Raw genomic sequence first — 14636 nt, forward strand, 5'->3', positions numbered from 1 at the left:
ACAGCTTGCTCATATGACAAAGTACAATTACCTGGCGCCGACCCTGTTTTGTATAGCCTTGATATTTTTCACCGGTTGCAGGGAGCAGGCCGGCAGCAAGGCTGAAGATCAGCCAAAATATGGCTCTGCACTCATTGACCCGGCTGAAAAGGCTTTTTTCAATAACCTGGCGCAACATTGCGGCCGGTCATTCAGTGGAGAGCAGGTCTTTATGGCCGAAGGAAGGGAAAGCTGGGCTCATATGGAGTTCATGATGCACGTTACTGTATGCGAAGATGACAGGATCTATGTGCCTTTTCACCTTGATGATGACCACTCGCGCACATGGATGTTCCTGGTTGAGGACGGCAGGCTGCGGTTCAGACATGACCACCGGCATGAAGACGGCACACCTGAAGAGATAACCATGTATGGCGGATATGGCGACGGTAACGGCACTGCCCTCAGGCAGGATTTTCCCGGCGACGAATACACCTGCGAGCTGATCCCCCGCTCATGCGATGCGGTATGGAGGGTTGAACTTTCAGAGGATCCCCCTTCGTACAGCTACATGCTCCTGTACCATGGTGAGCTGCTTTTCAAGGCCACTTTTGACCTTGAGAACCCGGTTGATCAGTAGCAGCAACCTGCTTTTATCCGGCACCTGGCCCCGAAAGCCGGCAATGACCTTGCCGCCCTGCTTACCGGTAAGGAGGAGGCACAGGTAAGCCTGCCTGTATCTGAGCTGCCTGAAGGGGGCAGGCGAAGAGACCTGCCTGACAAGATCAGGCATAAAACAGGCGATGAATAATTTCAATCCTGGATGCCCGGGGCTGTATGATGGATTACTGATCACCAGTCGATGTAACTTAAACCGGGGGTTAATCGTCTGATTATTATGAATTATTTTTTTTATTTAATTTGACTTATTATGCCATGATCATAATCGCATATGGATTATTGCGAATGGCCTGTTTTATATCAAAATCTGACTTATGAGAATACTTATGCTGTTCATTGTTGCATTCCTGGCCTGTGTCGCCTCACCGGCACAAGAGCGGGAAAAGCTGTCGCAGGCACAGGAGTGGAAACAACCGCCACAGGCCCGGGTAATGACCCTTGGGGTTTTTCATTTTGCCTATCCAAACCTTGACGCGGTTAAAGTTGCAGAAGAGGATCAGATATCGGTCCTTGATGAGCCGTACCAGGGGGAGATCATCTCTATCGCCAGGGCTATTGAAAAATTCAATCCAACAATAATTTGTGTCGAAAGAGTGCCCGAAAGGCAACAGTATACTGATTCCCTTTACTCATTATACCTGGAAGGCAGTCTGGAACCCCGAAAGAATGAGATCTACCAGCTGGGGTTCAGGATTGCCGGAAACCTGAACCTTCCCGGGGTTTATTGCGTCGATGACCGGGGAAGGCATTATGATAACATAAACGAACTGTTAAGAGACAGTGCCAGGGTTGCGAGATTCGGGGACTACTACCGGAACTCACCTGATTCAATTTACCGGGTTCCAAATCCTTCCGGAAAGGTTTCAAGCATTCTTGATGAGGTGATCCACATGAATAACCCGGAGTATATCTCAGACCGGTTATCACTCTATTTACTGACCCAATTTAAATACGAAGAGGAACCGGGAGATTTTATTGGGGTGGACTTTGAAACCGGCAGGTGGTATAACCGGAACCTCAGAATATTCAGAAATGTTCAGCGCATTCCACATGGCCCGGATGACAGGATACTGCTGATAGTTGGTGCAGAGCACCTGAACCTGCTTAACCTGTTCTTCGATATTTCAAAAGAGTATGAATTTGTGTCGCCCCTGCCGTACCTGGAAGGATTAAGAATGAGCCAGCAGGATGAGTGACGGGGTGTAATAACCTATTTCAGCTGCCCGGTTTTTTAATGGTGAATTGGCTGATTTTGAGCAGCAGATCATTCCTCTTAATTGGTTTTGCAAGGTAGTCATTGCAACCGGCATTGAACACCAGGTCCCTGTCGCCCGGCATGGCATAAGCGGTCTGGGCAATTATCGGTATTTTATTGTTGAACTCCCGTATCTTCCTGGTGGCCTCCAGGCCGTTCATCCCGGGCATCTTTATATCCATCAGCACAAGCGATATCCCGGAATCCTCGCGAACGGCATTTACAGCTTCATGGCCGGTGGTTGCACGCAAAAGCCTTACCTCTTTGTTAAACATAAAAGCTTCGATTAGCTGGAAGCTGGCATCATCATCTTCAGCAACCAGAATTGTAAGACCGGGGGCAATGCTGCCGGGAGGCTCTTCATCAACCGTTGTGTCATCTGGCTGCTTTTCTGCCGGGATGAATGGCAGCGAAAAGTAAAACGTACTGCCTGCGCCAACCTCACTCTCAACCCATATCCTGCCTCCCAGCTTTTCCAGGTAGGCTTTGGCAATGGAAAGTCCGAGTCCTGATCCCTCATAGGGGCGGGCAGCAGAGAGATCAGCCTGAACGAACATCTCAAAGATGGCATCAAGACGGTCGGGGGGGATGCCGGTTCCCGTATCACGCACGTAGAAGTTGACAAGGGCGCCGTCAAGGTAGTTGCCGAATTCTATTTCTCCCTCACTGGTGAATTTAATCGCATTTTTCAGGAGATTTGACAGTACAGCTTCGAGTTTAAACTTGTCGGTCATTATGGCAAGCTGCTCGCATTCAGGTGCCATATTCATACTAAGATGCAATCCTTTTTCATCGGACTGCTGCCGGAAAAAATCAAAGGTAAACTGCATCACCTCCGACAGGTCAGTCTCATTGATGTCTGTTGGTATGTGCCCTGTCTCAATTTTAGACATTTCAATAATGTCCTTAATGGTGTCTAGCAGTCTCTGACCGCTTTGGTTAAGTATTTCAATGTAACTGTCCTTCTCCTCGCTTGACATATCCATATTCTGCAGTAACTGAAGAAACCCTATTATGCCGTTCATGGGCGTTCTTATCTCATGGCTCATGTTGGCAAGGAAATGTGTCTTGAGGAGGTTGCTCTCCTCAGCTATTTCCTTTGCACGTACAAGCTCCTCTTCAGTCTTCTTCCTGAGCTTTATGTTAACCATCATCTGGCAGTATACCTGCAGAAGCTGCTGTTCTACTTCTGAATAAACATGATAATCATTTACTGAATCAAACCCGATAAAACCGATACAAACACCATCGCTCATCATGGGTATTACAATGAGGCTTTTTATATCCTGCGGTTCCAGTACATCACGCACATACCCCGGGGGCATCGCCGGCACATCGGGAATGATGATCGCTTCACCTTTCATGAACGCCGCATTCCACTCATCAGGCATCTGTATTTCCTGCAGGTTGTCTAATTGCGGACTTACACCATCGTTGCACCATTCGTATGTATTGGAGCATAGCATAGTGCCAATATCAAGGTCGAATATATAGGCGCGGTCAGCAACTACGAACCGGCCCATGACAGCCAGTGTATTATTTATGGAAGGCTCAACTTCATCCAGGGGAAGGTTTATATATGACGATGATATCTCAATAAGCAATTGCCTTAGATCCTCCTGGAACTTTAAAAGCTCCTCCTTCTTTTTCCTTTCGGTAATATCCTCCTTAACCCCTATAAAATGCGTTATCCTGCCCTCATCATTCCTGATTGGAGATATGGTCGCATATTCCCAGTAGAGATCACCGTTTTGTTTTATGTTGAGAAGTTCTCCCTGCCACTCCCTGCCGGATGTAATTGTCTCCCACAGTTCCTGGTACCTGGTATCATCCATCCTGCCTGATTTCAGAATACGGGGATTCTGGCCTATGGCTTCATTGAAGTGATAACCAGTGACTGCAGTGAATTTGGGATTGACATACTCGATAGTTCCGTTGAGGTCAGTTATAACAATACTTACAGGGCTCTGCTCAACAGCCTGTGACAGCTTCCTGTTCTGCTCCTCGACCCATCTTTGCTCTGTTATATCGACAGCAACACCAAGTACGGCAGCAAACTTTTTTTCCGAGAATGTGAATGGTATCTTAGTGGTTGACAGAAACCTGACTTTGCCGCGGGAGTCAGTTATCCGCTCTTCAGGGATTATCCTGGGAGTCCCGGAATTTATAACTTCCATATCGTTTTGCCTGAAAAAACGCACCTCCTCTTCCGATTGGGCAAAATCGGCATCGGTCATCCCGGTCAGTTTCTCTACAGTGGTGCCGTATGCATCTGCCGTAGCCTTGTTTACAATAATGAACTTCCCATTGACATCCTTTACAAAAATGAAATGAGGAACCAGGTCAATGATCTGGCGAAGCCGCTCCTCGCTGGCCTGAAGCGCTTCCTCAGCCTTTTTGCGCTCGGTTATGTCGCGGCTTACACCCTGCAATCCTTTTATCCGGCCTTTCTCGTCGCGAATGAAGGTTATGTGCATGGCCAGCCATACAAGGCTGCCGTCGGGCTTGTAGTGTTCTGCCTCTATTAACCTCGTCCTGTCTTTGTCAAGCCGGGGATCGCTGTCCCTCATCCTCTCCTCCCGAAGAAGTTCAATAAACTGTTTTATGTGCCGTGGCGGGAAGTTTTGACGAACGGTCCGCCTCCGGTACTCCCCAGGCGTGAACCCAAGAACTCTCTTCACTGAAGGACTGACCCAGATCAGCTTAATGGAAAGATCTGTGATCCAGACCACATCTGAAATATTCTCGGCAAGATGCCGGTACTGTTCTTCACTCTCCCTGAGGGCATCTTCCGCACGCTTTCGCTCGGTAAAATCCTCAATAATCGAGATAATGCATTCAACTCCCTTAATATCAATGATCTCCATCGCAACCCGCCAGTCGAGGACTTCGCCGGACTTGCTGTGGAAGGTAACGGACTGGTCACGGACCGATCTCTTTTTTTTCAGCTCAGCTATGGTTGTGGATCTGTTTGCAGGATCGGTCCATACACCGATATCAATCGCTCTCCTGCCAATAATCTCTTCCCGGCTGAACCCGGTAATAAGCTCAAACCGGGGGTTCACATCGATCAGGCTGCCGGTGTCAAGCCGGCTTATGGTCATAGCCATCGGGTTGGATTCAAATGCTTTTGAAAACTTCTCTTCCGAAAGCTTAAGGGCGGTCATGTCTTTACTGACCACGAAAAATGCCGGCTTACCGTCCCAGATGCCTCTCAGAACAGAGGTCTCAACAGGGATCTCTTCTCCGGACTTCGTCATGAGCGGCACTGAACAACAACTCTCTTTTCCCTGAATTATGTCGTCAAAGACCTGTTGTGCTTCTTTCCTTCGTCCCGGGGGATGAATGTCGGCAAACTGTTTTCCAAGAAGCCCGCTGTCGCCATAACCAAGCCTGTTCTTTATCGTACTGTCAATATAAATGACCGTTCTCTTTTCATCGAGAATCCAGTTAAAATCAGCATCGGCGTCAAAAAGGTTCCGGAGATTGTTCTCGCTCTGGCGTGCAGCCTCTTCGTGGTTTTTCCGGGGGGTTATGTCTGCAAACACAACCGCAAGCCTGTCCGGCCCGGCCTGATAGGCCTGTACATTGTACCAGCGATCCCGGTTCTCAAAGAACAGGTCGGCCGATCGCGTGCCGTCATCTTCAGAAACCCGGCCAAGAAACTCAGACCAGTTGAACCCGGGAAAAGATGCAGAAGGAAAAATATCTTTGATTGTTTTTCCGGGTATCTCTTCCTGCACTTTACCAATTATCTCCTCAAAAGCGGCATTCACCTCTGCAAACCGGTAGTCCCTGCTACTGCCATTGCTGTCTGCCAGAGCTTCGAGCAAAGCATAGCCGAAAGGGGCCTGGTGAAAAACCGTTTTATAACTGATGCTGTCCATAGATATTTACAAGTTACAAAAATAGTTCAATTTTCTATCAAAATACTGACTTTTATTATCATAGGGGGATGCAGGTAAAACTGCCCGGGCGATGCCTGCCGGATATCATTCTGTCATACCCGTGCAATAACCCCTGCATTTTTGGAAACTTATCTTTATCTTTACATATAATACTGTTTTTCAAAAAAAAAGTTATGGATAACACAAAATTGATTGATATAGTAAAGTCAGCTATACTGCTTGAAATAAGAGGTGAAGCTTTTTACCGTAAAGTTGCTGCAAGCACTGAAAATACAGGGATCAGGCATATTTTTGATGTAATGGCCAAAGAGGAAACCATGCATGCCAATTTCCTAAGAAAAAAATACAGGGAACTTTCCGGCGGGGAAAAGATGACCTTATCCGGCCTGCCTGATGAGTCGGAAGATGCTGTCACAAATTATGTTCTGTCGGAACCGATGAAGAAGCAGATAGCCGCCGCGGGTTTTGAGGCTGCCGCCATCTCTGCTGCGATCGACATGGAGACAAAGGCAATAAAACTCTACTCAGAAAGCGCTGAAAGAGCAACTGATGCCGAAGAGAAAAAGCTTTTCAGGTGGCTGGCGGACTGGGAGAGCGGGCACCATAAAATACTGTATGAACTTGACAAGGACCTGAAGGAGCGTATTTGGAATGACAACCAGTTCTGGCCATTTTAGTTTCTCTTAAAACCCGCTTTCTTAGCATTCCAGGAATACCTGGCTTCCGGTTGGTTCCTGATAAAGCTTCCCGGGAAATGTCGCTGACACAATTCTTTCCGGCAGGTAACCTAATCCAGCTCATCAAGCAGTGAGCCCTCCCTCTCCCTCTCGGTGCGCTGCCGGTATTCATTGAAGCGCCAGGTGAACCCGACAAACAGCACCCTGCTCTGGCTTCTTCGCACCAGGTCGGAGGTGAACGACGGACCATAGGTGAACATGTCGAATCCGCGGCTTTTGAAAACATCACTCAGCCTGAGCGATATTGTGCCGTTCCCGTTCATCACATCCATGCGTGCGGCAAGGTCAAGGTAATACATGGCATCAAGAATGCCCTGTCCGCCATGCTGCTGGCAGCCGCCTCCTATGGTGCGGCCCGCGGTTACCTCAGAGCTCTGATAATTAAAGCGGGCCTGCAGGTTGACCGTATTGGCAATATTCCAGTTGGAAATGGCCTGAACCCTCCAGGCATCGCCGGAATGCTCCCAGTCCGGCAAACTGTCGTCTTCAAGCTTGTTGTAATAGTAACTTCCTGTTGCGTTCATGCGCCACCACCGGAACAGCGGGTAGTTGACCACCGCCTCGACTCCGTAAGAGATACCTCTCATCAGGTTCTGAAAGGTGGTACGGGTCTGGGGATTGGCTCCCCCGAAAAGGGTCATCTCCCGGCTTATCATGTCTTCGGTATCGCGGTAGAAAAGGGCTGCACTGAAGCTTTTGCGATTCTGTGAGTACTGGTACCCGATCTCGTACGAATCTATATACTCGGGCCTGAGGTCCTGGTTCCCGAAGCTTATATTCATCGGGTCGCTGTAGTTGACAAAAGGATTGAGCATCGATATGCCGGGCCTGTTGATGCGCTTGCTGTAGCTCATGTAAAGCGCGTTCCTGTCGTCGACAAGATACCTTATGTGGGCGCTGGGAAAGATATTGGGTATGCTGCGCTCTGAATACTGGCCGGTGACCCGCTGCTCGGCTTCGGAGGTGTGCTGCTCGGCACGCAGTCCGGCCTGCAGGTGCAACCTGTTGAATGAATGGGCATAGATACCATAGATTGCATGTATGGCCTCACTGTATATAAAGTAATTGGTGAAATCAGTATTTGTTACATGCTCTCCTGTCTCTGCATCGACATCATAAAAATTGAAATCATCCTCAACATCGCGAAAAATGCTTTTTGCTCCCGCCTCGAGCCGGCTCTGCTCATTGAAGGGATGAACGTAATCTGCCTGCAGGGTTAAAAGCCTGCCCGGGGTATATGCCTCGGCGTACCTGATCTCCGATGCCCCGGGGTCGGCGGACTCATCTACCCTGATATCTCTGAATGTCTCACCGGTGGAGGCCGAATAGAAAAGGTCGGCCGTGAACTGCCTTCCGTTATCACCGCCGTTTCGGGTGTAATTGAGCACGTATTCCCTTCCAAACCCGTTGAACTGCCTCTCCATGGTGGTATACAAATCCTGGCTGGAAGGCAGGAAAAGGTTTACCTCGGAAAAGTTCTGCGGACGGGTATCCCTGAGGTTGAAGGCCCCGTAAAAGGTGAGGGTGTTACCGGGACTTATAAAGAAGTCGGTGCCCAGCCTGAAGTTATTGAAGACACCCCTCCTGAAAAAATCCTCATGCTGGTGGAGCTGCCTGAGCGTATCACCCTGGCCAGTAATGATGTTACGGTCGTTCAGGTTATACCCCTCCATGCCGTGGCGGCGGTAATCCCAGTTGCCGAAAAAGTTGAACCTGTCGGCCCGGTGATTCATGTGCACCGATCCGTTGTACTTGTTGCCGGTGCCCATGTTGAAGCTCAGCATGCCGTTGGTGCCTGGCTGCCTCTGCCTTTTCATGATGACATTGATGATGCCCGAGGTGCCGTCAGGGTCATGGCGTGCCGAGGGATTGGTTATAACCTCCACCCTTTCTATCATCGTTGCCGGGAGCTGGTCAAGACTCTCAAGGTGTGAGGGCCTGCCATCAACCCATATGGTGACGTTGGTGTTGCCGCGGAGGCTGATACGGCCGTCATAATCGACCGATACTGAGGGTATCGACTCCATGATATCGAGGGCCGAACCTCCTGTTGCCGTCATGTCACGGTCTACCGTAAAAACCATCTTGTCAAGGTTCAGCCTGAGCATCTCCCTCTCGGCGGTTACAGTCACTTCCTCCATCATCTCCTCTCCCGGGGTCAGTTCGATGGTACCGAGATGCGTTTCCGCGGAAGCGGGATCAACGTTAACTTCCCCGATAAGGGAAGTCTCAAAACCTATGAATGATACACTTATGTCATATTTTCCGCGGGGAATCCCATCAATGCGGAATGTGCCGTCGGCCGCCGTTATGCCTCCGGTGACCACTTCATTGCCGCCCCGGGGGTACACAATGACATTGACATATTCGAGTGGCTGATGGCTGACCGACTCCACGACCGTGCCGCTGATGACACCGCGGGGTGAAGGGCCTGAGCCCGGCTGCTGGCCGAAAAGCAGGCCCGTGACTGGCAAGGAGAAACTTAGAAGCAAAATGATAAATACTGTAAAACTGCGACTTGCATAAAACATTACTGGATAGATTTGGTAGTTTTAAGTTAATTTGACTGAAAAAATAGCAATTGGTTTAACCGGGTAATTTTTAACTTGCAAAAAATTTAACGATTATGATAACACTGAGGAAAAAAGTGGGCCTGCCGCCGGGAAGTCTTGTATTTACAGGCAAGCAGCATGCCGAAGAGGTGCTGATCGATATTATCGATTACGGACCGGACAGCTTTAAGCAGCTGAGTGTGGAGAACATAGAGGATTGTTTCTCTTACAGGGACTCTGATGGAATAACGTGGATCGACATCAAGGGGGTGCATGACAGCAAACTGGTATCGGAGCTGGGTGAACATTTCGGAATACACCCGCTTGTGCTGGAGGATATTCTGAACACTAACCAGAGGCCAAAGACGGAAGCTTTTGATAATTACCTGTTTATAGTGTTAAAGATGCTCTCTTACAACGAAGAAGAAAACATTATCGAATCCGAGCAGGTGAGCATGATCGTTGGCCGCGGCTATGTCATCTCACTGCAGGAGAAAGAGGAGGATGTGCTTGATCCCCTGCGGGAGAGGTTAAGAAAGGGGAAAGGCCGGATCAGGAAGGCAGGGGCTGATTACCTGGCCTATGCAATTCTTGATGTGATAGCCGACAACTACTTCCTGCTGCTGGAAAAGCTTGGGGAGCAGATGGATGATTTTGAGGACAGGCTGCTGAAGGGACCGGACCAGGAAACGCTCAAGCAACTTTATATCCTGAAAAGGGAGACCTTCCTTCTAAGGAAGTCCGTCTGGCCACTCAGGGAGGTAGTGACCCAGCTTGAACGCGCAGAGTCGCAACTCATAAAGAAAGATACCGTACCTTTTTTACGTGACCTGTACGACCACACCATCCGTGTAATTGAAACGGTGGAAACCCACAGGGAGATGACTGCCGGACTTATTGAACTTTACCTCTCAAGCAACAGCAACAGGATGAACGAGGTGATGAAGGTCCTTACCATCATTGCCACCATCTTTATTCCGCTGACCTTCATAGTAGGTATCTACGGCATGAACTTCACCTATATGCCCGAGCTTGAATGGCCGTGGGCCTATTTTGCCATTCTCTTCATAATGCTGGCAATCGGTACCGGGATGATGGTTTACTTCAGGAGGAAGAGATGGATATGAAGTCCGGCCTACCGTAAAGAAGCCTTAAGCACGGGAATCCAGGGATAGATGGTACTGAGCGGACATCAGTTTCCGCTTCATTGTTATCAGCCGCTGCCAGGCCTTCCAGTTCTCCGGGCCCGAATACCTGTGCATTAACCGGGCAGGGGGCCATTGCACCGGGGCCCGCCCCTTTGAGCTCCCGGTTGAGGGTTTCCTCAGTTCCTTTGGCTGCGTCTTCAGCTATGACAAGGATATCAATGGTGTCTGCAGGCAGCTCCGCATCGCGAAACCAGCTTCCTGCACCAAAGACAGATACGGGGGGCGCTGACAACAGGGAAAGGATCTTGTCGATGATCCCTTGTATTGCCCCGAAATGGTTTTTGTAATTTGTGCAGTTAAGAGTCTCTTCTAACTCAGGTATTAGTTCAATTACAGGATTTTTGATAAAATCCCTGGTAAACACATCCGCATCCCTGATCTGGTTGTTATAAATAACCGTATCCAGGTCAATGGTCCGCGGACCCGATTTGTTTCCGGTTCTTACCCTGCCCAGCCTGGTTTCAATTTCTTTCAGCCTGTCGTTCAGTTCATCATAAGCATAAGGAGTATCGATATGGAAAACGCCGTTGAGAAAATCATCCTGCTTCTCATAAAGCAGCGGTTTTGTATAGATAAACCTGGATTTCCTGAGAGACTCTCCCAACAGACCCACTTCCCGTTCTGCAATCCTGACGTTTTCTTCCGGACTGATATTTGAGCCAACTCCTATTATTGCGCTATGCATGCTCAGTGTTTCTATTCCGATGAATGTCACATCTGATCATTTTTGCAAAAAGTTAAATCACATTGCATGTAAGATCGACGAAATCAAACCCCAATGCTTCTGCATATCTGTTTGTGTGCGTCAGCACACAGGGATCTAATCCTTATCTGATTTAACGGCAATGACATTGTCGCAGAACCTCAGGGCATTGGGTTTTTCAACGGTTACAGTAACGTCCTGCACCTCCTTGTTCTCCTTTACAATCTTGTATACATGATTAACAAGGCTCTCCAGCAGATTGAACCTGGAGGCCTCAACCTCGTCTATAATTCTCTTTGTCAGAGTCTTGTAATTAAAAACATCTTCAACCTGGTCGCTCATCTCTGCCTTCTGAGCATCATACTTAAATCTGATTGAAATAACAACATCCTGCAGAACTTCACGCTCCCAGTCATTTGCACCGATAACCGCCCTCAGGCGCAGGTTCTTTATCTGAATGCCTGTCATAGTTATAGATTTATAAGTTTTCGCCACCATCATTATAGATGATCTGGCCGGTTACAAAATTATCTTTAGTAAAGAAGTCTACTGAATTGATAATGTTTTCGGGATATCCTCTCTTTTGCAGCGGAATGCTTTCTGCCATTCTCTCAATATACTCTTCATCCTTGCCTTCCGGCGGAAGGATAATTCCCGGAGCAATACCGTTGACCCTTATTTTGGGAGCCAGCTCCATGGCAGCCTGCCTTGTAAATACCGCCAGGAATTTTTTCGACAGAAGGTAGTCAAAGTGCCTGGTAGTAGCTTCAGTGATCTTTGTATCAAGTATATTTATTATTGAGGCGCCTTCAGGGGCAATTTCCGCAAACTGCTTTGTCAGGATATATGGCGCCCTGAAATTTACATCAAAAAACGCGATAAGGCCCTCTGTGCCTTTATCAGAGAAGCTGTTTTCATAGAAGACCGACGCATTGTTAACCAGGCAGCTGATCCTGAAAACCTGGCTTACATCAGCTATAAGCTTTTGCGTCTCCTGTTCATTGCTGAAATCTGCCCTGAAAATCTCACATTTCACATCATATTCCGACAATATATCCTCCCTGGTCGACCGGGCCTTTTCAAGCGACCTGCTGTAGTGCAGTGCAACGTCATACCCGGTTGAGGCGAAGTACATGGCTATTTCTCTTCCAAGCCTGTCCGATCCACCCGTTACCAGTACACTTTTATTCTGTGACATATAATTGCGCTTAAAAATATTGAACCAAGTTATGAAATCCGGATAAATGAACCAAAATTGTGAACTCCTGATATCAATTTGTAATTGAGTACGGCGTTCCGGTTTCCATCTGTGCCTTAGGTTTTGGGAAGTATCATTAAACCCGGCACGGCCGTCAGGTGCGGCAGCGAATTATTCTATTATCTTTTCGCTGCATGCATGGACAAAAAGAATATTGCCAAGTCTGTCATACCCCTCAAGAATTTTCTTGTTGCCATGCTTCAGGCTCTCTTCACGGAATCCTATTATGGTAAGTCCGGCGTCGGCCGAATACTCATTAATGATCGATTGGGGCTTAATCCCCTCCTTCTGGATTACATATTTTATATTCTGCGCGGTGATGGGCAACCTGCCGCTTTTGACCAGGTCGTCCATCCGCTGACGGACCTCCTTCAGTTCATCCTCGCGGCAGATGTCATATATCATAATATTTCCCCCCTGCCAGTCAGGATGGCCCAGGATAATAAAGCTGAGCAGTATCATAAGGTTGGCATTATCGGCGTCAATACTCTTTATCCATACATGGATCCCGTTCCTGTTAATTACCGGCCTGCGGCTGGCGGCAAGTATGCAGACATCGAAGTTACCTGACCTCACAAGTTCAATGTTGTCGATAATATCGTCAAGCTCTTCGGGTTTTTCCTTGTCATAATCGAATATTATCATGTTGTTTTCCATCCCTGCTATCCCGGGTATCTGTATTGACTGTGCAATGGCAGAGGTGTTGGACGGCGAGATTATGGTATCGATATACACGGAGCTGTCGGCACCCACATTGTTTATGAGCCTGTTCAGCTCGGCCTTTGCCAGCTCAAAAGTGCTTTTTGAGTAATACCCGTCTATACGGTGCAGGTAGGTGCCAAAACCGTACTTGTAAGATATCCAGCTTAATAATTTAATGGCGTTGTCTCTCTCAAATGTGTTTTTTGATATGCATATGGCGCTGGGCCTCCATTCGGATTCTGCGCCGCTCACCCTCTTCTTCTGGAAATAGACCTGCATCTTCCTGTTGATCTGCATTATGGTATTGGTGAAAATGGAGGCCAGGTTCCGCCTGTTTTTGTGATATGAATTGACGTATATATAGATCAAAATTATCATCCCAAATGCAAGCAATGTATAAACCATGCTGATCTTGAACATTACCCAGGTGGCAACAATAAAACCGGTAAGGGAGATAAACCATTTTGACCTGAAATAGGGCCTGTAAGAGGGTGATGACCCGAAGTGATTAAGAAATGAGATCAGGCACAGCGAGCCGTAGGTCACCAGGAAGAACATGGAAATTATCTGGGCCACAACGTTTACATCACCCAGTGCAACAAATACAAAGGCTATTATGCATGTAACAACCGATGCGTTGACCGGCTCGTTATCCTCTTTCCTTGTCCGGCTGAGGAACCGGTTAATGCGTGCCAGCGGGAACGACCTGTCGCCGGCAAGGGCCTGCAACGTGCGGGGGGCTACCATTACCGAACCGAGGGCTGAAGATACCGTTGAAGCAGCCAGGCCCAGCGGTATGAAGAAAACACCCCACTTTGCAATGCCCGCCATTATAAGCTGGTCTGATACCAGATCTTCAGGGCCGGCTGAATTGGCCAGCTTGTATGTGATGAAGAGATATATTACAAGTCCCCCGAAAGTGGCAGCCAGCGTTCCCAGTGGAATTGACCTTCCCGGACTTTTAAGGTCTCCCGACAATCCCACGCCTGCCGTCATGCCGGTAAATGCCGGGAATATAATTGCAAACACAACGAAAAAACTGTCCATATTGCGAAACTCGGCGTTGGCCAGGCTAAAGCCCGCTTCTTCTGCATGTGGCGTTGTGCCCATAAAGAAAAGAAACAGTGATGCCGCCAGCACTATCACAACAATATAGAGGACTTTTACCCCCTGATTTGCGCCCTTTTTAACTATCAGAACTGAAAGAAAAAACATCACAGGAAGGCTGATTACCTGTCGGGGAACTGTAAAACCCAGTGTTCCTTTTACAAAATCAAAGAAAAACTGGAACGCCTCGGTAAAGGCAATAACATAAAATGCCACGCTTATGGCCTGTGACAGGTACAGGGCGATCCCGATCGTGGCACCTATATTCAGGCCGAACGAACGGGAAATGATAAAATATTCACCGCCGCCCTCAACCCTTTTATTGGTTGCTATTTCCGAAAGTGCCAGGGCGGTGGGGACGGTGACCATATGCCCCAGCAGAATTATCAATACAACACCCCAGAATCCCAGGGTGCCCACCGCAAATCCGAAACGCAGGAACAGGATTGCCCCCAGTATGGTTGAGATTGCCGTAAAAAACACGGGAGCGGTCCCGAATTTCCTGCCGCTGTTTGTTTGCATCCGGTTTGTCAATAATAATTATCT

10 protein-coding genes are annotated in these 14636 nt (G+C 48.3%); 4 read left to right on the forward strand and 6 right to left on the reverse strand.

Annotated features, from left to right (window positions below; all coding sequences use genetic code 11):
- Positions 1–58: 58 nt before the first annotated feature.
- Positions 59–619, forward strand: a complete 561-nt coding sequence (locus EA408_00895; protein ID TVR75150.1) for a hypothetical protein — start codon at positions 59–61, stop codon at positions 617–619.
- A gap of 355 nt (positions 620–974) precedes the next feature.
- The gene (locus EA408_00900; protein TVR75151.1) at positions 975–1856 is read left to right on the forward strand and encodes a hypothetical protein; all 882 of its coding nucleotides are present in this window, start codon (positions 975–977) and stop codon (positions 1854–1856) included.
- A 19-nt stretch (positions 1857–1875) separates the two neighbouring features.
- Here EA408_00900 and EA408_00905 read toward each other — a convergent pair whose 3' ends face one another.
- Positions 1876–5802, reverse strand: a complete 3927-nt coding sequence (locus tag EA408_00905) for a PAS domain S-box protein (protein TVR75152.1) — start codon at positions 5800–5802, stop codon at positions 1876–1878.
- Positions 5803–5870: 68 nt separating this feature from the next.
- Between EA408_00905 and EA408_00910 the strand changes: the two genes are divergently transcribed.
- Complete coding sequence (locus EA408_00910) at positions 5871–6500, forward strand: hypothetical protein (protein ID TVR75153.1); 630 nt, start codon at positions 5871–5873, stop codon at positions 6498–6500.
- A gap of 110 nt (positions 6501–6610) precedes the next feature.
- On the opposite strand, the gene EA408_00915 is transcribed toward EA408_00910, so the two are convergent.
- Positions 6611–9091, reverse strand: coding sequence for a TonB-dependent receptor (locus EA408_00915; GenBank protein ID TVR75154.1), 2481 nt, complete (start codon positions 9089–9091; stop codon positions 6611–6613).
- Between the two features lie 95 nt (positions 9092–9186).
- Between EA408_00915 and corA the strand changes: the two genes are divergently transcribed.
- On the forward strand, positions 9187–10239 hold the full coding sequence (gene corA, locus EA408_00920) for a magnesium and cobalt transport protein CorA (protein TVR75155.1): 1053 nt from the start codon (positions 9187–9189) through the stop codon (positions 10237–10239).
- On the opposite strand, the gene folK is transcribed toward corA, so the two are convergent.
- From folK to EA408_00940, 4 genes are all read right to left on the reverse strand, one after another.
- Complete coding sequence (gene folK / locus EA408_00925) at positions 10217–11035, reverse strand: 2-amino-4-hydroxy-6-hydroxymethyldihydropteridine diphosphokinase (GenBank protein ID TVR75156.1); 819 nt, start codon at positions 11033–11035, stop codon at positions 10217–10219. The genes corA and folK overlap by 23 nt on opposite strands.
- Before the next feature lie 105 nt (positions 11036–11140).
- A complete protein-coding gene (locus EA408_00930) occupies positions 11141–11491 on the reverse strand; it encodes a FolB domain-containing protein (protein ID TVR75182.1) in 351 nt (116 codons plus the stop codon).
- 10 nt (positions 11492–11501) lie between these two features.
- Complete coding sequence (locus EA408_00935; protein TVR75157.1) at positions 11502–12221, reverse strand: SDR family oxidoreductase; 720 nt, start codon at positions 12219–12221, stop codon at positions 11502–11504.
- Between the two features lie 171 nt (positions 12222–12392).
- Complete coding sequence (locus EA408_00940) at positions 12393–14612, reverse strand: amino acid permease (GenBank protein TVR75158.1); 2220 nt, start codon at positions 14610–14612, stop codon at positions 12393–12395.
- Positions 14613–14636 lie beyond the last annotated feature (24 nt).

Source organism: Marinilabiliales bacterium, from assembly GCA_007695015.1.
Classification (GTDB): Bacteria; Bacteroidota; Bacteroidia; order Bacteroidales; family PUMT01; genus PXAP01.